The sequence below is a fragment of the Cupriavidus sp. 10L43_2 genome, assembly GCF_056395265.1.
On the sequence record NZ_JBFTJE010000011.1, the window covers coordinates 14,255 to 32,522 of the forward strand.

17 protein-coding genes are annotated in these 18,268 nt (G+C 68.6%); 7 read left to right on the forward strand and 10 right to left on the reverse strand.

Annotated elements, in window-relative coordinates:
• The first annotated feature begins 5 nt into the window (after positions 1–5).
• Positions 6–1,079, forward strand: a complete 1,074-nt coding sequence (locus tag AC1DEL_RS16485) for an alpha-hydroxy acid oxidase (RefSeq protein WP_477126005.1) — start codon at positions 6–8, stop codon at positions 1,077–1,079.
• Here the strand turns inward: AC1DEL_RS16485 and AC1DEL_RS16490 are convergent.
• The 5 genes from AC1DEL_RS16490 to AC1DEL_RS16510 form a co-directional block, all read right to left on the reverse strand.
• A complete protein-coding gene (locus AC1DEL_RS16490; protein WP_477159134.1) occupies positions 1,076–1,822 on the reverse strand; it encodes an aspartate/glutamate racemase family protein in 747 nt (248 codons plus the stop codon). The genes AC1DEL_RS16485 and AC1DEL_RS16490 overlap by 4 nt on opposite strands.
• A gap of 11 nt (positions 1,823–1,833) precedes the next feature.
• Positions 1,834–3,252 carry a dihydropyrimidinase gene (gene hydA / locus AC1DEL_RS16495; protein ID WP_477126006.1) on the reverse strand — a complete coding sequence of 473 codons (1,419 nt, stop codon included), beginning with the start codon at positions 3,250–3,252 and terminating at the stop codon, positions 1,834–1,836.
• Positions 3,253–3,279: 27 nt separating this feature from the next.
• On the reverse strand, positions 3,280–4,008 hold the full coding sequence (locus AC1DEL_RS16500; protein WP_477113429.1) for a maleate cis-trans isomerase family protein: 729 nt from the start codon (positions 4,006–4,008) through the stop codon (positions 3,280–3,282).
• A gap of 63 nt (positions 4,009–4,071) precedes the next feature.
• Positions 4,072–5,265 carry a serine hydrolase domain-containing protein gene (locus AC1DEL_RS16505; RefSeq protein WP_477105680.1) on the reverse strand — a complete coding sequence of 398 codons (1,194 nt, stop codon included), beginning with the start codon at positions 5,263–5,265 and terminating at the stop codon, positions 4,072–4,074.
• A gap of 25 nt (positions 5,266–5,290) precedes the next feature.
• On the reverse strand, positions 5,291–6,592 hold the full coding sequence (locus AC1DEL_RS16510) for an MFS transporter (RefSeq protein WP_092297379.1): 1,302 nt from the start codon (positions 6,590–6,592) through the stop codon (positions 5,291–5,293).
• A 193-nt stretch (positions 6,593–6,785) separates the two neighbouring features.
• On the opposite strand from AC1DEL_RS16510, the gene AC1DEL_RS16515 reads away from it, so the two are divergent.
• A complete protein-coding gene (locus AC1DEL_RS16515) occupies positions 6,786–7,505 on the forward strand; it encodes a GntR family transcriptional regulator (protein ID WP_092297376.1) in 720 nt (239 codons plus the stop codon).
• A gap of 86 nt (positions 7,506–7,591) precedes the next feature.
• Here the strand turns inward: AC1DEL_RS16515 and AC1DEL_RS16520 are convergent, their stop codons facing one another.
• From AC1DEL_RS16520 to AC1DEL_RS16540, 5 genes are all read right to left on the reverse strand, one after another.
• Positions 7,592–8,389 (reverse strand): ABC transporter permease, encoded by a 798-nt coding sequence (locus AC1DEL_RS16520; protein WP_477126007.1) that lies wholly within the window; start codon positions 8,387–8,389, stop codon positions 7,592–7,594.
• Positions 8,386–9,003 carry an ABC transporter ATP-binding protein gene (locus tag AC1DEL_RS16525; RefSeq protein WP_092297370.1) on the reverse strand — a complete coding sequence of 206 codons (618 nt, stop codon included), beginning with the start codon at positions 9,001–9,003 and terminating at the stop codon, positions 8,386–8,388. Before AC1DEL_RS16525 ends, AC1DEL_RS16520 begins: the two co-directional genes overlap by 4 nt.
• A 119-nt stretch (positions 9,004–9,122) precedes the next feature.
• The gene (locus tag AC1DEL_RS16530) at positions 9,123–10,151 is read right to left on the reverse strand and encodes a Bug family tripartite tricarboxylate transporter substrate binding protein (RefSeq protein ID WP_477126008.1); all 1,029 of its coding nucleotides are present in this window, start codon (positions 10,149–10,151) and stop codon (positions 9,123–9,125) included.
• Positions 10,152–10,160: 9 nt separating this feature from the next.
• A complete protein-coding gene (locus AC1DEL_RS16535) occupies positions 10,161–11,414 on the reverse strand; it encodes an alkyl sulfatase dimerization domain-containing protein (RefSeq protein WP_477126009.1) in 1,254 nt (417 codons plus the stop codon).
• A gap of 199 nt (positions 11,415–11,613) precedes the next feature.
• Complete coding sequence (locus tag AC1DEL_RS16540; RefSeq protein ID WP_477113424.1) at positions 11,614–12,633, reverse strand: LysR family transcriptional regulator; 1,020 nt, start codon at positions 12,631–12,633, stop codon at positions 11,614–11,616.
• A 195-nt stretch (positions 12,634–12,828) separates the two neighbouring features.
• Between AC1DEL_RS16540 and AC1DEL_RS16545 the strand changes: the two genes are divergently transcribed.
• The 5 genes from AC1DEL_RS16545 to AC1DEL_RS16565 all read left to right on the forward strand — a co-directional run bounded on the left by AC1DEL_RS16545 (position 12,829) and on the right by AC1DEL_RS16565 (position 18,265).
• The gene (locus tag AC1DEL_RS16545) at positions 12,829–14,058 is read left to right on the forward strand and encodes a CaiB/BaiF CoA transferase family protein (RefSeq protein ID WP_477126010.1); all 1,230 of its coding nucleotides are present in this window, start codon (positions 12,829–12,831) and stop codon (positions 14,056–14,058) included.
• Complete coding sequence (locus AC1DEL_RS16550) at positions 14,055–14,765, forward strand: enoyl-CoA hydratase/isomerase family protein (RefSeq protein WP_477126011.1); 711 nt, start codon at positions 14,055–14,057, stop codon at positions 14,763–14,765. The genes AC1DEL_RS16545 and AC1DEL_RS16550 overlap by 4 nt, the downstream gene beginning before the upstream one ends.
• A complete protein-coding gene (locus tag AC1DEL_RS16555) occupies positions 14,758–15,954 on the forward strand; it encodes an acyl-CoA dehydrogenase family protein (protein WP_477126012.1) in 1,197 nt (398 codons plus the stop codon). The genes AC1DEL_RS16550 and AC1DEL_RS16555 overlap by 8 nt, the downstream gene beginning before the upstream one ends.
• Before the next feature lie 39 nt (positions 15,955–15,993).
• A complete protein-coding gene (locus tag AC1DEL_RS16560) occupies positions 15,994–17,151 on the forward strand; it encodes an acyl-CoA dehydrogenase family protein (protein ID WP_477126013.1) in 1,158 nt (385 codons plus the stop codon).
• A 97-nt stretch (positions 17,152–17,248) separates the two neighbouring features.
• Entirely contained in the window at positions 17,249–18,265 is a 1,017-nt protein-coding gene (locus tag AC1DEL_RS16565; protein WP_477126047.1) for a Bug family tripartite tricarboxylate transporter substrate binding protein, read from the forward strand.
• Positions 18,266–18,268: the final 3 nt, after the last annotated feature.

Below are 18,268 nucleotides of genomic sequence, written 5' to 3' on the forward strand. Positions count from 1 at the left end.
GCGCGATGCAGATTCCGCCGGACACCGTGTCGCTGGGCGACTATGAGCGCCACTTCCACGCACGGGTGGAGCCGTCGATCCGGGCCTACATCGCCGGGGCGGCGGCGGATGGCATCACGCAGCGCGAGAACAGCGCCGCATTCCAGCGCCTGCGGCTGATGCCACGGGCGCTTGTCGAACTGTCGGGAGCGTCCGCGCAGCAGACCCTGTTCGGGGAGACGCTGGCCTATCCGATCCTGATGGCCCCCACCGCGTATCACAAGCTGGTGCACCCGGACGGCGAACTGGCCACGGTGCAGGCGGCCTCGCTGACGCGCACGTGGATGACGGTCAGCACGCAGGCCAGCGTGACGCTGGAGGAGGTAGCGCGTGCCGCGACGGTGCCGCTCTGGTTCCAGCTCTATTTCCAGACCCGGCCGCAGGACACGCAGGCGCTGGTGCGCCGGGCCGAACAGGCCGGCTACAAGGCGATCGTCCTGACCATCGACGCCGCTGTCAGCGGCATCCGCAATATCGAGCAGCGTGCAGGATTCCGCCTGCCGGACGATGTCCGGCCGGTGAACCTGGACGCCTTTCCGCCGAATCCGCCCGCCCGGGCCACGCACGGCAGCCCGGTCTTCCAGGGCATGCTGGACCACACGCCCACATGGGCCGATGTCGAGGCGCTGTGCCGGCAGACGGCGTTGCCGGTGCTGGTCAAGGGGCTGCTCAATCCGGCCGATGTCGGGCCGGCGTTGGACGCCGGCGTCTCGGGCATCATCGTCTCCAACCATGGCGGCCGGACGCTGGACACCGTTCCCGCGACCATCGACTGCCTGCCCGCCGTCGCCACGGCGGTGGCCGGCCGCGTGCCGGTGCTGCTCGACGGCGGCGTGCGGCGTGGGACGGATATCGTCAAGGCCATCGCACTCGGGGCTTCGGCCGTCCTGGTCGGACAGCCCGTACTGCATGCGCTGGCCGTGGGCGGCATGCCCGGCGTGGCCCATATGCTGACGTTGCTACAAGCCGAACTGGAAGTGGCCATGGCGCTGGCGGGTTGCCCCACGCTCGCGGCCATCGGCCCCTCCAACGTGCTCTAACGGCCCTCTGCCAGCAGCCGCGCCAGCGCCGGTGGCAAGCCCGTGTTGGGCTTCTGCGGGGGCCGCGCGAAGCTGCCTTCCCGCGCGCTGCCGGCCTGCAGGGCCACCAGCGACTCGCAGTGCCGCACGGCGCTGCTCACGCCATCCACCACGGGCACCGGAATCTTCCCCTTGAGCGAGCGCGCCAGCCCGGCCAGCGGCGCACCGGCCACGATGATCACATCRGCGCCRTCCTCSCGCACCGCYTKCAGGCTCAKYKCCTCCAGCCGYKCCGCATGRTCCTCCTGCACGCTGCCGATATCGCGCAGCGGCGACTGCAAGGAGCGGATGCTGGCCAGGCGCGACGTCAGGCCATTGGCGGCCACGCACTCCCGATACCACGCTTCAATGCGATGCGAAATCGCGATGATTGAGAAGCGCTGTCCCAGCAGGCAGGCGCTGGCCAGCGCGGCTTCGGTCATGCCGACGACCGCCACATCGAACAGCTCCTTCAGGCCGGCCAGACCGGGATCGCCGAAGGCGGCGACCACCAGCCCGTCGAACTGGCCGGCATGCTCGGCCGCCGCGCACGCGGTGGCATAGCCGCCCACCAGCGCCTCGAAGCGGGTTTCGATATAGGCCACGCCAAACGCCGCCGTGGCCATCGTGATGCGGGTGTCCGGCGCGGCGGTACGCTGCGCCTCCGCGTGGATCAGGTCGGTCACCGACGCGCTGATATTGGGATTGACGATCAACAGGTTCATGGTTTGCGCCATCAGATCTCGGGTTGGCCCGCTTCGAGGAACCGGCCACGGCCGGCCGTCGGTTCCAGGTATTCGCCATTGCGCACGATCATTTCGCCGCGCGAGAAGGTGGTCATCGGCCAGCCGGTCACCTCGATGCCCTCGTACGGCGTGTAGTCCACGGCGTGGTGCAGGTTGCTATTGGCGATGCGCACCTGGCGCGCCGGATCCCACAGCACGATATCGGCATCGGCGCCAATCGCGATGGTGCCCTTGCGCGGATAGAGCCCGTACAGCTTGGCCGCCCGGTACGACGTCAATTCGACGAACTGGTGCAGCGACAGCTTGCCGCGCGTCACGCCATCGAACAGCAGCGGCAGGCGGGTCTCGATGCCGGGCACGCCGTTGGGGATGTGGTCGAACGGTTGCGCCGTCCCGCCGAGCTTCTTGCCCTCGGGATCGTCGTAGTTGAACGGGGCGTGGTCGGACGAGAACACGCTGAACACGCCGTTGGCCAGCGCGCGCCACACGGCGGCCTGGTTCTCCGGGTCGCGCGGCGGCGGGCTGCACACGCACTTGGCGCCTTCGTAGCCGTCGTCGCCGGGCAGGCCCATGTCTTCGGCGGTCAGGTACAGGTATTGCGGGCAGGTCTCGGCGAGGATCTTCATGCCACGGCCCTGCGCCCAGCGGATCTGCTCGATGGCTTCCTTGCCGGACACGTGCACGATCAGGATCGGCACATCGACCAGTTCCGCGAACGAGATCGCGCGATGCGTGGCTTCCCGCTCCACCACGGCGGGGCGCGCCAGCCCGTGGAAGCGCGGCGCGATGCGGCCTTCGCCGACCAGCTTGTCGGTCAGCCACGAGATGCAATCGGCATTCTCGGCATGCACCATCACCAGCGCCTTGTTCTGGCGGGCCACGTCCAGCACTTCCAGCATTTCGCGGTCCGACAGCTTCAGGTCGTCGTAGGTCATGTAGACCTTGAACGAGCTGTAGCCCTGGCGGATCAGCGCCGGCAGTTCGTCCTGCAGCACGGCGGGCGTCGGGTCCGCCACGATCAGGTGGAAGGCGTAGTCGATCACCGCGCGGCCCTCGGCGCGGCGATGGTAGTCGGCCACCGCCGCACGCAGCGAATGGCCCTTCTCCTGCGCGGCGAACGGGATCACCGTGGTGGTGCCGCCGCACACCGCCGCGCGCGTGCCGGTGAAGAAATCGTCGGCCATGCGCATGCCTTCCGGCATGGGCTGGTCCAGGTGGCAATGGCCGTCGACGCCGCCGGGCAAGGCCAGCAGGCCCGTGGCGTCGACTTCCGTTGCGGCGGCGGGCAGGTCGTGCCCGAGCGCCACGATGCGGCCGTGGCGCACGCCGATGTCACAGCGGAAGCGGTCCGAAGCGGTGACCACGTCCGCATTGCGGATCACGAGGTCAAGAATGTTGTCTGCAGGCATGGTCATCCCTCCGTTACGCGGCCTTGTTTACTCGACTTCGCGGAACAGCCGGCCCCAGCCCTTCAGGGTGCGGGTGTCCACGCCGGCCAGGCGCAGCGACTTCCACACGACCGTGGAGATCGTGTCGTAGAGCGGGATGCCCGTCTCGGCTTCCAGTTCCTCCGCCAGATGGGCGGCGTGCAGGTTGGTGCAGAACGTGGAGATGGCCTGCACGTTCTCCTTCGCCAGCGCGCGCACCATCGTGCGGATGGTGTCTTCCTCGACCTCGGCGAAGCTGTAGTTCACGTGGAGGTCCAGGTGGCGCTCCGCCGAGCAGTCGATGCCGCTGCGCTGGTAGTTGGCGATGATGCGCTGCTGCACATCATCGAGATAGGGCGTGGCCAGGCCGAAGCGGCGCGCGCCGGTCTTCTCGAGGATCTCGTTCAGGGCCAGGACCGAAGTGGTGGCGGGAATGCCGGTAGCTTCGGTGATCTGCTTGCACAGCGCCTGGTCACGGTCGAAGCCGAGCCAGCCGGACGACGTGCCGTTCCACGCAATCACGTCGACACGGGCATCGGCCAGCAGGCGGGCCGCCGCGAGGATCTTCTCCAGGTCGAACTGACCCAGCGCCTGGTCACGCAACGAAATCTCGGTGACCGTGAAGCGCGAGAAATGCGCGCTGACGTTGGGCAAGCCGCTGACCATCGCGCTGGTAATGGGCTCCAGCGCGGTGTTGGAAGACGGCGTCAGCATGCCAAGGCGAATCTGTTTGCTCATGGTTGGTTCTCAGGAGTTTGCGGGCACCGTCTGGGAGCGGCGCCTCTGCGGGTTGTATTGGTTTTATTGTTCGGGCTTGTCGTTGAAGGCGAGCTGCGTGCCGGGCACGCCCTGGCTGGTACGCGCCAGCTCCAGTTCCCGCTTCAACGCGGCTTGTCGCGCGGCGTCCGGCTTGACGGTGTTGCCGGCCTGCAGCGCGGGAAGCACGTAGTCGTTAACCATCTGGCGATAGAGGTCCAGGTACTTCGCATCGCGCAGGCCGCCCTGCGTCGACATGATGCTGTTCATGACGATCACCGCGTTCTGCTTGGGCAGCACCGTGATGAACTGGCCCTTGTAGCCCATCGCGCTGAACTCGCGCTCGCTCTTGACGATGTTGTTGACCCAGCAGTAGTAGCCGTAGTCCCCGGCGGGGCCGGACGGCGTGGTCATCTGGGCCACCCACGAGGCGGGCACGATCTGCTGGCCGTTCCAGCGGCCCTGGTTCAGCATCAGCATGCCGAGCCGGGCCATGTCGAGCGAGCGCAGGCGCAGCCCCCAGCCACCGGACACCGCGCCTTTGCCGTCGGCACCGTCCCAGCGGTAGTGCGACATCCCCAGCGGCTTGAACAGGCGCTGCGCGGCGTACTGCTGCTCCGGCATGCCCGTGACCTGGCTGATCGTGGCGCCGACCAGCACCGGGTTGACGTCGATGTAGTCGAACTCCGTGCCGGGCCTGGCGCGCACACTGGCCGAGGCGGCCACCTTGAGGCGGTCCGGCACGCCGTAGTACAGCGTGTCGGTGCCCTCCACCAGCTTGTACGACAGCCCGCTCGACATCGACATCAGGTGCCGGAGCTGGATCTGCTGCTTGTCCGCCAGTGACGGGGCCAGGTCGGGGCGCGCGGCGGCCAGCCTGGGGGCCGGCGCGTCGCTCGCGCTGAGCTTGCCGTCGCCGACCAGCGTGCCCACCAGCAGCGCGCTGATGAACTTGGTGACGGAGTAAAGCTCGTGGTTGTAGTCCCGCGAGAGGCCGTCGCCGTAGCGCTCGAACACAATCTTGCCGTCCTTGATGACGAGCAGGCTGCGCACGTCGAGCTTGTCGCGCCGGATCCATTCGGACAAGGCGACGAGCCGCGTGGAATCCACGCCGACCGACTCGGGCTGTGCCGTGGGAATGCCTTCGACGGTGGCAGTGGCGGTGCCGGCCATGGCCGGCTGGGCCAGCAAGGCGCCAGCGGCCAGCAGCGCCGCCACGACAGGGTGGAATCGTTGCATGATGGTCTCCTCCAGCCGATGCCCGTCAGACCGGGATCTTCTTTTCGTAGTCGATAGCCGTGGACGACAGCAGCAGGCCCACGCCGGCGGCGGCAAAGAACATCAGCGCCAGGAAGTACGAGCCGGTGAACTGCACGATCATGCCGACGATGATCGGCACGCAGATGCCGCCGATATTGCCACCGAGATTCATCACGCCGCCCAGGAAGCCGATCTTGTCACGGGTACCCAGGATCGACGGGATGCACCAGAACAGGCCGCACCAGCGCAGGAAGAACAGCGTGGAGGACAGCAGGGCCACGACCACGGTGGCGTTGGTGACATAGGCCACGGAGAAAATCGACACGGTGGCGACCACGGCGGCGATGCCGAACAGCGTACGCATCACCACGTTGGGGCGGCCGCCGGCCTCCTTCCACTTGTCCGCGATCCAGCCGCCGATCAGTTCGCCGACGAAGCCGCTGAAGAAAATGATGAAGCTGGCACCGCCCATCGCCTTGATGTCGAACCCGTGCACCTTGTTCAGGTAGTTGGGCATCCAGGTGAGCAGGCCGTAGAACACGGTGTTGAAGCACATCCAGCCGATGGCCATGCACCAGACCGAGCGGTACTTGAAGAAATCGAGCGAACGGCCCGACAGGTTGGCCGGCTCGGCGCGATGCTCGCTGGCCTGGGCTTCCTCGATATAGCGGGCCTCGAGTTCGTTGACGCCCGGGTGCTGGCGCGGGGAATTGCGGATGTACCACCAGGCCACGGCGCCGGCGATGACGGTGCCCACGCCGGCGACGACGAAGGCCAGGCGCCAGGAGTCGAGCGCGGCAATCAGCCAGGTGATGATGATGGCGCCCAGCGCGGCACCGAGCGGCGCGCCGCCATCAAGCAGCGTGGCACCACGGCCGCGTTCGTTCTGCGTCATCCAGATGGCGTTGAGCTTGCCGCCGGCCGGATAGATCGGCGCCTCGGCGGCACCGAGGCCCAGGCGGGTCAGCAGCAACGTCGTGGCGCTGGTGCACACGGCGGCCATGGCCTGGAACGCGCCCCAGAACACGGTGGCGCAGGCAATCACGATGCGCGGCTTGTACTTGTCCGCCAGCATGCCGCCCGGCACCTGCATCAGGGCGTAAGTCCAGAAGAACGAACTGAGGATCAGGCCCTGCATGGTGGGACTGAGGTCAAACTCCTTCGCGATCAGCGGCATGGCCACGGACAACGACGCGCGGTCGATGTAGTTGATCGCGATCAGGAACAGCATCATCAGGAAGATCTTCCAGCGGACGGTGCTGCGCGGGGCCGGCATGGTGGCGGCGGCCTGGCTCGTGGATGGCATGACGGGGGTCTCCTTGCTCCTTGGTGCTGCGTTGTCGAGGCGTTTCTAATCCGGGTGTCGCGCAACTGTGACGGAGTATAGGATACGTAATCTGTAATTACAACGCGTGTAAGTCATTGATTTATATGCATAGGGTAAGCACCAATTCCGGGTGTGATACGCTTCGCTTCAGTGCAATTTCCCCATTCTGGTGATGTCCGTGACACAAGCGCTGCCCAAAACTGCCCGACTCCGCACACTTGGCATGTCCGCCGAAATCGCGGCGCGGCTGCGCACGATGATTCAGGAGGGCGAGCTGCCGCCCGGGGTCCGCATGGACGAGAAAGCGTTCTGCGAAGCGTTCGACGTGTCGAAGACGCCCCTGCGTGAGGCGCTGAAGGTGCTGGTGTCCGAAGGGCTGGTGCTGCATCGCCAATACATCGGCTATCGCGTGGCGCCGCTGGACCTCGAGGAACTGCGCGAAACCTTTGAAACCCTGCACGGGCTGGAAGCCCACGCCGGGGGACTGGTGGCGCGGCGCATGAGCGATGCGGCGCTGGCGAAGATCGAGCGCAAGCACCAGTCCATGATCGACGCGCATGCGGCCGGCCGGCGCACGGATTACTTCCGCATCAACCAGGAAATCCACCAACTGATCGTCGATAGCGCGGACAACGCCGTGCTGTCCGGCATCTACGCCACGCTGATGAGCAAGGTGCATCGCGCCCGGGGCGCGGCCAACACCGAAATGCTGCGCTGGCAGGAATCGCACGAGGAACACGAGGCCATCATGGCCGCCCTGCGCGAAGCGGGCCGCCCACGCCTGCCGCAGATCCTGCGCGAGCATTCCGAAAATACCGCGAAGGAAGTCCTGCGGGTACTCGAGCAGACCCTGGCCGAACCTGCCGCGCGGGTGGCCGGCGCCTCGCGCTAGCGCCTCGACGATCCAGTGCTACTACGGCAACGGCCGCACGGTGATTGCCACGGTGAGCACGCGCTGGTAAGCCGGCGCGGCAGGCTTCACCGCACCTGCAGGCGGTCCAGCCGCAGCCGATGCCGGGCGTCGGTCAGCCGCCACGCGGCCAGCCAGGCGGCCAGCACCACCGCCAGCAGGCTGCCGCCGGCCAGCAGGAACATCAGCAGGATCTGGTAGCGTGCGGCGTCGATCGGGTCCATCCCCGCGAGGATCTGGCCGGTCATGATGCCGGGCAGCGTGATGATGCCGGCCGCCGCCATGGTGTTCACGGTCGGCAGCAACCCGCTGCGCACGGCCTGGCGAAGGATGGGACGCAGGGCCGTGTGGCGGTCGTCGCCCAGTGCCAGCCGCGCGTCGATGGCCTGGCGCTGGTGCCAGGCGGCCGTGAAGGTGGCCTGCAGCGTCAGGCTGGCGGCATTCATCGCATTCCCGAGGATGATGCCGGCCAGCGGGATGGCGTGGCGGGCGTCGTACCACGGTGAAGGCCGCAGCGCCGTGACCAGCGCCAGCACCGTGATGACCAGCGTGGGCACGCTCACCGTGGCCAGCCCGATGATGAACTGCCAGCGCGCATCGAAGCGGCGCTCCTGCCGGCTGCCGGCCTCGCGCGCGGCGGCCAGGATCATGGCCAGCACCACCAGCAGCGTCACCCACGGCGACGACAGCTCAAATACCGCCCGCAGGATCAACCCCACCAGCATCAGCTGCACCACCATGCGCACCGCCGCCCACAGCAGGGTGCGATGGATGTCCAGGGACATCACCAGCGACAGCGCGGCGCCCGCCACGATCAGCAGGCTGGCGAGCACCAGATCGCCCGTGGTCAACAGGATCGGACTCATGGGGACACGGCCTCCAGCCCGTTCTGGCACAGCCGGAACTGCGCATTGCGCAGCCGGGCCGCCTGTTCCTCGTTATGGGAGACCACCAGGAGGCCGATGCCTTCGGTCATCACCCGCTTCAGCACCGCTTCCACGGCGAGTGTGGTATCGCGGTCCAGCGCGGACGTGGGCTCATCGAGCAGCAGGAAGCGCGGCCGGCGCATGACAGCCCGCAGCAACGCCAGGCGTTGCCGCTCGCCGGTGGAGAGATGGCTGACGGGGGCCGCGAGGATGTCCGCGCGCAGGCAAAGATGCCGGGCCAGTTGGTCGAGCCGGGGGTCGATCGCGTCCTCTTCGCCGAAATGGGCGCGCACATCGTCGGCCCACCAGCCCGACTCGGCGGCCACATAGATGACCTCGCGCCGCCAGGCCGGCCCGCTCAGGGCCTCGCGCGACAGATTGCCGAGCCGCACGTCGCCGTCATTGGGGTCGAGGTCGGCAATCATGCGCAGCAAAAGGCTCTTGCCGCTACCGGACGCGCCAGACAGCACCGTGCATTTGCCCGGCGGCACGTCGAAGGTATAGGGACCCCGGCCATGGCCGGTCAGGTTGTGGATATGAAGATGACCGTCCATCGGGCGCACGGGTGAGCGTCGGCACAGTTGTGGGGACCACAGCCTACCGCGATTTCCTTAAGCGCAGATTATCGGTCCGCGCGGTCTTGCTCTCATCGCCCACCCGCCCTTTTTGTTGGTCAGTCGACGGTGATGTGGTTGGTGCGGATCACGTTGCCCCAGACCGAGACATCGTCGCGCACGGTCTGCGCGAACTGCTCCGGCGTCTTGACCGGCGGCATCGCCATATTCAGCAGCAGGAAGCGCTCGCGCATGTCCGGGCTGGTCAGGATCCGGTTCACCTCCGCGTTCAGCCGCTGCACGATAGCGGCGCTGGTGCCCGCCGGCGCGAACATGCCGTACCAGCTATTCGTCTCGAATGGATAGCCCTGCTCGGTCATGGTCCGCACCTCGGGCGTGGCCGGCCCGCGCCGGGTGCCGCTGATGGCCAGCGCGCGCAGCTTGCCGGCACGGATCAGCGGCACCGACGAGGAGGTATCGACAAAGGCCACCCGCACGATGCCACCCTGCATGTCGTTCAGGATCTGCGGCACGGTCTTGTACGGCACATGCCGGAGGCGGATGCCCGTCTGCATCTTCAGGGCCTCCATGGTCAGATGGCCGCCGGAGCCGATGCCCCACGACGCGTAGTCGTAGGCGTCCGGCCGCGAGCGCACGTGCTCGACGAAGGACTTCAGGTCGCGCGCCGGGAAGTCCGGCGTTACCGCCAGGAAGTTGCCGCCGCCGCCGACCTGCACCACGGGGATCAGGTCGCGCAGCCCGTCATACGGCATCTTCGGCTGCAGGGTCTGGTTGATGACCACCGTCGCCGCGTAGGTGAACAGCAGCGTATGGCCGTCCGGCGCGGCCTTGGCCACGATGTCATTGCCGATGATGCCGGTGGCGCCGGGCTTGTTGTCGATCACGAAGGACTGGCCGAGGACCTTGCCGAGTTGGTCGGCGATAGGCCGGGCGAACAGGTCCGGACCGCTGCCGGCGGACCCCGGCACCACCAGCCGCACCGGGCGGGACGGCCACGGGTTGGCGGCACGGGTCGCTCGGATCGGATTTACGGCGGCGGCGAGCCCAAGCATCGCCATCGACTTCAGCAGCCTGCGGCGCCCGGCGTCTGTCTCGTCGTCATCGGGAAGGGAGAGGAGTCGTGTCATCGCCATCCCTCAATGCATGCCGAAGTTGTCATCGGCGCCCGCCTCCAGCACCGTGGCCGCAGCCACGTACAGGCTGCGCGACACGTAGCTCTGCACCTGTTTGGCCCGTGCGCGCAGCCATTCCGCCTTGAGCTGGCGCGCCTCGACCACGTGCGGCGCATCGCCGGGCGCCAGCGCCAGCAGGTCGATCACATGCAGCGCCAGTTGCAGGTCGCCACGCGCGGCCAGCGCCTGGGCATGGCGCACCACCGCGCCATGGTTGTCGATGGCCGCCGCGATCTCGCTGGCCACCTGCTGCGGCGGGGCTGGATGCAGCGTGGTGGCGTTGCGGTCCCACCAGCCGTTTTCGGAGCGATAGATATCGCGGGCGATATAGCTCGGGTCGCCGTAGGTCGGCCGCATCCACGGCTGCTCGAACAGGTCCGGCGGCGGCCGCAGCGCGGCCAGCATCTCCCGCTCGTTGCAGCCGGCGTTCATCAGGCGGACCACTTCCTGGCGCATCCAGCGCAAGGCCCGCGCCGTGTGCAGCAGCACGTGCTGGCAGATGTCCTCCCCTTCCAGCGTGGCGCCGAACTCGCGCACCACGGTCTGCGGGCGCAGGCCGGCCAGCCGTTCCAGCGTCTCGGCCCAGCGCACGGTGTCGCGCATGGTGCGGAACGGGGTGCCGATATTGGGAATGGAATCGATGATGGCCGGGCCGCCATAGAGCAGCCGCCGGCCGGGCAGCCAGACCGCCACGGCGTCGTCGGTCTCGGAGGGTGCCCAGAGAATCTCTGCGCGCTGTTCGCCATGACCCACGGTCATGCCGTCCCGGAACGTCTCGGACGGCGTGGTATGCCGCAGCTTGCCGGCCAGCGCCCCGGCGCGATGCCGGAACTGGATCTCGGCCATGCGCTCCTGCAGCCGCTGCGTTTCGCGGTAGCGGCTCTGGCGCGCCAGCACGTTCACATGGGCCAGCACACGCGGGGCCGGTTCGCCGCGCTGCGTGGCATGGTCGATCCACTGCTGCACGCCGGCGTTGTAGCCGAGGTGGCCGTGGCTGTAGCAGAGCGCGATCACCGGCAGTTCGGTCTGCGTGCGCAGCGCCTCGATCATGCCGGCCGTCACGGACCCGCCGGGGCCGCTGTCCACCACCAGCAGGCCGTCGCCGACGTCAGCGACGAAGGTCTGGCCCTGTCCATGCAGCAGCCAGACACCCTCGGCAATGCGGTCGATCCCCTTGCCGGTGATCAGTGCGGCCGGACGATCCTCGATCTCGTTCATGGCATCCCTTCCAGTTTGGCGAAGGGATATTCACGCGCAGACGGCGCACTATCGTCAGTGGGGAAAGTCCCCGGCCGGCACGGCGCGCAGCCTGCGGCGCCAGCGCCGGGGCGCCCTGGCGATGGATCGGAAATTTTCGCTGTGAACCGCCGGTTATCACCTGCGTGGCGCAGGGAGTTCCCGGCGCGCGGTGGCTGCGCTAGCCAGCCGCCATCGGGGCGATCGGGGCGATCGGGGCGATCGGGGCGATCGGGGCCGGGGTGGCGCGGGCCGCAGGTGCCGGGTGCGGCACCTGTCGCCGCAGCGGGCTGTCCGGCATCTTGCTCATGTAATGCACCTCGCGGCGCAGCAGGGTGGCGAACTGCTCCGCCACCGGCGTCATCGGCGAATCGGCGCGGTAGATCAGGCTGACCGCATGGCTCGGCAGCGGGTCTTCGATCGGCAACGCCACCAGACCAGCCGTGGCCAGGCGCCCCGGCACCAGTTGGCGCGGCAGCAGGCACAGCAGCGAGCGGTCCTGCAGCAGCGTCTGGATCATGCCGATGGTGTCGCAGCGCACCGCCACGCGGGGCAGCGGCAGGTCGAGCGCGCGGAAGGCGTCCAGGATCGCCGCGCCCGGGCCCTGCATGCGCCGACCGGTCAGCACCCAGTCGGAATTGACCAGCTCGCGCAACGTCCGCGCATGGCGCAGCGGATGCTCCTGATGCGCCACCACCACCGAATCGTTGTGGTACAGCGTCTCGCAGACAAATTCGCGTTCGATGCCTTCATCGGGAATCGGGCTCACCGCCATGTCCATCACGCCGGCGCGCAGGTCGGCCAGATGCTCGGGATAAACGCCGCTGTCGATGCAGACCTGCACGTCCGGATGCTGGGTGCGGAAGCGCTTCAGCACCGCCGGCAGCAGCAGGTTGGCCGGCCCGCCCGTGGCGCCGATGCGCACCGTGCCGTTGCGCGTGCCCAGCATCTGGGTCATCTCGTCCGTGGCCTTGCGCGCCTCGGTGGCGATCAGGCGCGCCCGGCGCAGGAACGCATCGCCAAAGCGGGACAGCACCACGCCGCGCGTGGTGCGCGTCAGAAGTGGCACGTGCAGCTCTTCCTCGAGCTGCCGGATGCTCTTGGTGATGGCCGGCGCCGACACGTCGCGCACCTTGGCGCCGGCGCGAATGCTGCCGCTTTCCGCCACGGCAATGAAATCCTGCAATTGGCTCAGACGCATGACTCGCCTCCTCCCGAAAGACCGTGTGATAACGCCCTGCTCCGCGAGCATAGCGGGATTTGCGGGCATCAGTGATAACCCGAGGTGCTAACCGTGGGTTCACACACCGCGTGTTGCGGAGGCTATTGGCATTGCAATGCGTGGCCCATCATCCCCTTCCATCGATGCCCCGCATCGTCATGAAACGAGAGATCGATGGCAATTCCAGAAGACCTGCCCCTGGCAGGCATCCGCGTGGCCGAGTTCGGCCAGTTCATTGCCGCCCCCGGCGCCGCGATGATGCTGGCCGACCTGGGCGCCGATGTGATCAAGGTGGAACCGCTGCGCGGGGACAGCGCGCGGCGCTTCGACGGTACCAGCTCGCAAAGCCCGATGTTCCTGGCCTACAACCGTGGCAAGCGCGGCATGGCGCTGGACCTGCGCCAGCCGGCCGGCGCGGAAGCCGCCCGCCGGCTCGCCTTGTCTTGCGACGTGGTGCTTCACAACGCGCGGCCGGGGACGATGGAATCGATCGGCCTCGACGCCGCCACGCTGCGCACCGCGAAACCGGCGCTGATCCATGCCTCCGTCACCGGCTTTGGCACGCGCGGTCCGTCGCGCCTGCGGCCCGGGCTCGACATCGCGGCCCAAGCCGAAAGCGGCATGATGTCGGTGACAGGCGAAGCGGGCGGCCAGCCCCTGAAGGCCGGCTTCGCCCTGATCGACGCCGCCACGGCGCTCGCCACCTCGAACGCCATCCTCGCCGCGCTGTTCCGGCGCCTGCGCACCGGCCAGGGCGAAACCATCGAGACCTCGCTGCTGACCGTGGGCATCCAGCTCCAGGCGCAACTCTGGTCCGAATACCAGTGCTCGGGCGCCCTGCCGGTGCGCAGCGGCAACAGCCAGCCGAAGGCGGCGCCGGCGGCGGATGTTATCGCCGTGGCCGATGGCCATATCGTGCTGTCGGCCTATCTCGACGAACACTGGGCGCGGCTGTGCGATGCCATCGGACAACCCGCGCTGGCCCAGGATCCGCGTTTCGCGAGCAACCCGCTGCGGGTGAAAAACCGCCCTGCCCTGCTGGACGTGCTGCACGCCGCCCTGCGCGGCTACACCGGTGAACAAGCGCGCGCGCTGCTGGAACGCCATCAGGTGGTGGTGGGCGTGGTGCGCGACTACCAGCAGGTGGAACGCAGCGCCGATGTGCTGGCGAGCGGCCTGCTGATGCGCGTCGGCGACGGCCTCGGCGGCGAGATCGCCCTCCCGGGCCTGCCCTTCACGATGGCCAGCCTGCCTCCCGCCGCCACGCCCGCCGTGGCGCGGCTGGGCGAGCACACCGCAGCGGTGCTGCGCGAACTCGGCTATGACGACGTCGCGATCCGCACGATGGCGCAGGCACGCGCCATCGCCATTGAATCGCTCGACACCACGGAGGCCAGCACATGACAGCCGACACCCCCATCCTGATCGACCGGCACGAGGGCTGGGCCGAGATCACGCTGAACCGGCCGGAAACCCGCAACGCCATCGACATGGCCACCGCCGAAGCGCTCGGCGAGGCCATCGAAACGCTCGAACGCGAGCCCGGCTTGCGGGCGGTGGTGCTGCGCGGCGCCAATGGCGCGTTCTGCTCCGGCCTCGACTTGAAAGCGTTGCAGGCCCATCCGGCCGGCATGAACGGCTTCGCAGCACGCTGGGACCGCGTGCATGGCGGCCTGATGCGCAGCCGCAAGGCGTGGATCGTGGCGCTCGAACGGCACGCGGTGAACGGCGGCGCCGCGCTGGCGCTGGCTGGCGATCTGCTCGTCTGCGGGGAGCGCGCATTCCTGCAGATCGCGGAGGTGCGCATCGGCATGAATGCGCCGCGCAATATCGCGTGGCTGGCCCTGGGGCACAGCGAGGCCGTGGCGGCCCGGCTGTGCCTGCTGGGCGAGCGCGTGCCGGCCAGCGACCTGCTGCGGCTGGGCATCGCGACGGAAGTCATTGCCGACGCGGACGTCGTCGCTCGCGCCCAGACCTTGGCCACCACGATTGCCGGCTTCCCCGCCGAAGCGGTGGCCGCCATCAAGGGCAGCCTGCGCGCCGCCAGCACGCGCCGACCGCCGGCCGAATGGTTCGATGCCTGCGCCGACAAGGAGACCCCTCATGGCTGAGTTCGAAGCACTGCGTCACGAGGTCCGCGCCTTCGTGGCGGAAGCCCTGCCCCCGCCCGTGCGCGAGAAAGTGCGCCTCGGGCTGGAAGTCAACAAGGACGAGATGATCGACTGGCAGCGCCGGCTGGCCGCGCGCGGATGGCTCGCGCCGCACTGGCCGGCCGCCTGGCAAGGGGCTGACTGGAGCGCCGCGCAGCGCGCCGTGCTGCAGGAAGAGCTGGTGCTGGCCCACGCGCCCGAGACGGGCGGTATCTCGATCGAAATGATCGGCCCGATCCTGATCCGCTACGGCACGGCCGCGCAGCAGCAGCACTTCCTGCCGCGCATCCTCAATCTCGAACACTGGTGGTGCCAGGGCTACTCGGAGCCGAATGCCGGCTCGGATCTCGCCTCGCTGGGCACCCGCGCGGTGCGCCGCACGCGCCCGGACGGCACCGAGGTCTACGTGGTCAACGGCAGCAAGATCTGGACGTCCTACGCCCAGTACGCGGACTGGATGTTCTGCCTCGTGCGCACCGACACCGAGGCGCGCGCCCAGCAGGGCATCAGCTTCCTGCTGATCGACATGCGCAGCCCCGGCGTCAGCGTACGGCCGCTGATCGGCATTCACGGCTGGCACCTGTTCAATCAGGTGTTTCTCGATGACGTGGAAGTGCCGGTGGACATGCGCGTCGGCGAGGAGAACGCGGGCTGGTCGATCGCCAAGTCCCTGCTGGAACATGAGCGGCTGAACCTCGCCCGCGTGGCCGAGAATCGCCGGCGGCTGGCCAAGGTGCGGGCGATTGGCGCCGAGGTGGAGGAAGCCGGCGAACCGCTGCTGCGCCGCCCGTGGTTCGCGCGGCGGCTGCGGGAACTGGAAGTGCGGCTGGAAACGCTGGCCGCCACGGTGCTGCGCTTCCGGCGGCTCGAACGGGCCGGCGGCGCACTCGGTCCGGAGACCGGCATGCTCAAGCTGATCGGCAGCCGGCTGATCCAGGACATCGAGAACCTTGCGGTGGATGCGCTCGGCCCGGACACGCTGGCCTATGACCGCGCCGCGCACTTCGAACCGCCCGCCACGCAGCCGGATCGCTCGCAGTACGCGCCCGCCGCCTCGGCGCGCCGCTTCGTGACGCGTGGCTACACCATCGCCGGCGGATCCAGCGAGATTCAGCACGAGCTGCTCGCCAAGCAGGTACTCGGACTCTGAGGGACGGCACCTCCACACGACATGACAGGACACTCAAGCATGGAAGACCGCGACGACGCGCGCATCGAAGAGCGCCGCATGCTGCAGGAAAGCGTGGAGCGCTTTGTGGCGCGCGGCTATGACTTCGCCCAGCGCCGGGCCGCGCTGGCAGAGCCCGATGGATTCTCGCGCAAGCATTGGCGCACCTTCGCCGAGATGGGCTGGCTGGCGCTCGGCCTGCCCGAAGCCTGCGGCGGACTCGGTGACGACATGGATCAGGCCCTGCTGGCCGAGGCGCTGGGGCAGGCCATGCCGGCCGAGCCGTGGCTGGCCAACGTCGCCCTGTGCGCGCCGCTGCTGGCGAACGCCGGCAGCGCGGCGCATCTCGCCATGGCCGAGGCCATCGCCGCCGGGGAGAGCTTCGCCGCGCTGGCCGCCTTCGAGGTGCAGGGCCGCCACGACGCCTTCGACGTCACCACGCAGGCCGAACCGCGCGGCGCGGCGCAGTGGGTGCTCGACGGCAGCAAGACGCTCGTGCTCGGGGGCGGATGTGCCGATGTGCTGCTGGTGCTGGCCCGTACCGAAGGCACGCGCCGCGACCGCCAGGGGCTGACCCTGTTCGCGGTGCCGGCCAGCGCGCGCGGCGTCAGCGTGCAGGCGTTACCCACCTACGACGGCCGCCAGACCGCCACCGTCACGCTGCGACGCGTGCTGGTGGCGGACGACACGCGCATCGGCCCCGCCGGCGTGGCCTGGCCGATGGTGCAGGCCGCCATCGACCGCGCCACGGTCATGGCCTGCGCCGAAGCGGTGGGCGCGATGACGCGGGCCTTCGCCCTGACACGGGAGTACGTGATGACGCGCCAGCAGTTCGGCCGCCCGCTCAGCGCCAATCAGGTGATCCGGCACCGGCTGGTCGACCTGTTCGTCAGCATCGAGCAGGCCCGCGCCATCACGGAAGCCGCTGCCGCCGCGTTGCAGGCCGATGACGCCACGCGCATGCGCGCGGTGTCTTGCGCGAAGGCGTTCGTTTCCACGGCCGGGCGCGCGCTCGGTGAAGACGCCGTGCAGCTCCATGGCGCTGTGGGCATGACCGACGAGATGGAGGTCGGCCACTGCTACAAGCGGCTGGCCGCGCAGGCGAACCTGTTCGGCGATGCCGACTGGCACCTCGCCCGGCTGGACGCACTCGAATCCGCCGCCCCGGCATCCGCCTGAGCGGCATTCACCCGGGCCCACTGCATGTGGGCCCAACCACGACATGCCGGCAACGTACCGGCTTGCGCGGCCAATGCGCCGCGACGGAGACAGCATGATGAAAAGCCAGCACACTGGCACGCGCGGGGTGTTACCGACCCTTGCCTCAACGTTCGCCACGCTGGCCACGTTGTCCGCCCTGGGCCCCGCGCTGGGCCATGCCGAAACGGCGCCCTACCCCAATCGGCCCATTCGCATGATCCTGCCGTCTGCGGCCGGCAGTGTGACGGACCAGACCGCACGCCTCGTGGCCGAGCGACTGTCGATTGCGCTGAAGAAGCCGGTGGTGGTGGATAACCGCCCGGGCGCCAACGGCATCATCGCCAGCGAGATGGTTTCCCGCGCCGAGCCCGACGGCTACACGCTGCTCTTCACCTACTCGGCCACGCTGACCGTGAACCCGTGGATCACGGCCAACCTGCCCTACGATCCGCTCAAGGACTTCACGCCGATCGCCCGGCCCAGCGCCCCCGGGGGCAACCTGCTCGTCGTCACGTCCACCCTGCCCGTGCACAACCTCAAGGAGCTGGTCGCCTACGTCAAGGCCAGCCCCACCGAGCTGGCGTACTGCTCCTGGGGCGTGGGCTCGGGCGGCCACCTCACCATGGAGTACCTGAAGGCCAAGACCGGCATGCGCCTCCGGCACGTGCCCTACAAGAGCGCCGTCCAGTGCACCAACGACCTGGCAGCGGGGCACGTGACGATTGCCTTCACCGATTCGCTCTCTGCCGTGCCGCACCTGAAATCGGGCCGCATCCGGGCCGTGGCCGCCTCCGGCCCGGAGCGGGGGCTGACCACGCCGGACGTGCCCACCATGGGCGAACAGGGCACGCCCTTCAATCAGGCCAGCTGGCTCGCGCTGTTCGGCCCGAAGAACCTGCCGGCGCCGATCGTCAATCGGCTCAATGCCGAGGTGAACCGCATCCTCCAGTCGCCCGAGGAACAGCAGCGCTTTGCCGCGATGTACCTGAAGCCGGGCAAGCCCTCCACGCCCGGCGAACTCGGTGAGCTGGTGCGCGCCGACCTTGGGGCTTGGGGCGAGGTGGTGAAGGTGTCCGGCGTAACGCCTCAGTAACCG

What these genes read in the sequence shown, in the direction of transcription:
- AC1DEL_RS16555 (WP_477126012.1), top strand. Translation starts at nt 14,758, where the DNA reads ATGGCTGAGTTCGAAGCACTGCGTCACGAGGTCCGCGCCTTCGTGGCG.
- AC1DEL_RS16530 (WP_477126008.1), bottom strand. Translation starts at nt 10,151, where the DNA reads ATGACACGACTCCTCTCCCTTCCCGATGACGACGAGACAGACGCCGGG.
- AC1DEL_RS16560 (WP_477126013.1), top strand. Translation starts at nt 15,994, where the DNA reads ATGGAAGACCGCGACGACGCGCGCATCGAAGAGCGCCGCATGCTGCAG.
- AC1DEL_RS16500 (WP_477113429.1), bottom strand. Translation starts at nt 4,008, where the DNA reads ATGAGCAAACAGATTCGCCTTGGCATGCTGACGCCGTCTTCCAACACC.
- AC1DEL_RS16515 (WP_092297376.1), top strand. Translation starts at nt 6,786, where the DNA reads ATGTCCGTGACACAAGCGCTGCCCAAAACTGCCCGACTCCGCACACTT.
- AC1DEL_RS16540 (WP_477113424.1), bottom strand. Translation starts at nt 12,633, where the DNA reads ATGCGTCTGAGCCAATTGCAGGATTTCATTGCCGTGGCGGAAAGCGGC.
- AC1DEL_RS16525 (WP_092297370.1), bottom strand. Translation starts at nt 9,003, where the DNA reads ATGGACGGTCATCTTCATATCCACAACCTGACCGGCCATGGCCGGGGT.
- AC1DEL_RS16505 (WP_477105680.1), bottom strand. Translation starts at nt 5,265, where the DNA reads ATGCAACGATTCCACCCTGTCGTGGCGGCGCTGCTGGCCGCTGGCGCC.
- AC1DEL_RS16485 (WP_477126005.1), top strand. Translation starts at nt 6, where the DNA reads ATGCAGATTCCGCCGGACACCGTGTCGCTGGGCGACTATGAGCGCCAC.
- AC1DEL_RS16535 (WP_477126009.1), bottom strand. Translation starts at nt 11,414, where the DNA reads ATGAACGAGATCGAGGATCGTCCGGCCGCACTGATCACCGGCAAGGGG.
- AC1DEL_RS16510 (WP_092297379.1), bottom strand. Translation starts at nt 6,592, where the DNA reads ATGCCATCCACGAGCCAGGCCGCCGCCACCATGCCGGCCCCGCGCAGC.
- AC1DEL_RS16545 (WP_477126010.1), top strand. Translation starts at nt 12,829, where the DNA reads ATGGCAATTCCAGAAGACCTGCCCCTGGCAGGCATCCGCGTGGCCGAG.
- AC1DEL_RS16565 (WP_477126047.1), top strand. Translation starts at nt 17,249, where the DNA reads ATGAAAAGCCAGCACACTGGCACGCGCGGGGTGTTACCGACCCTTGCC.
- AC1DEL_RS16520 (WP_477126007.1), bottom strand. Translation starts at nt 8,389, where the DNA reads ATGAGTCCGATCCTGTTGACCACGGGCGATCTGGTGCTCGCCAGCCTG.
- hydA (WP_477126006.1), bottom strand. Translation starts at nt 3,252, where the DNA reads ATGCCTGCAGACAACATTCTTGACCTCGTGATCCGCAATGCGGACGTG.
- AC1DEL_RS16550 (WP_477126011.1), top strand. Translation starts at nt 14,055, where the DNA reads ATGACAGCCGACACCCCCATCCTGATCGACCGGCACGAGGGCTGGGCC.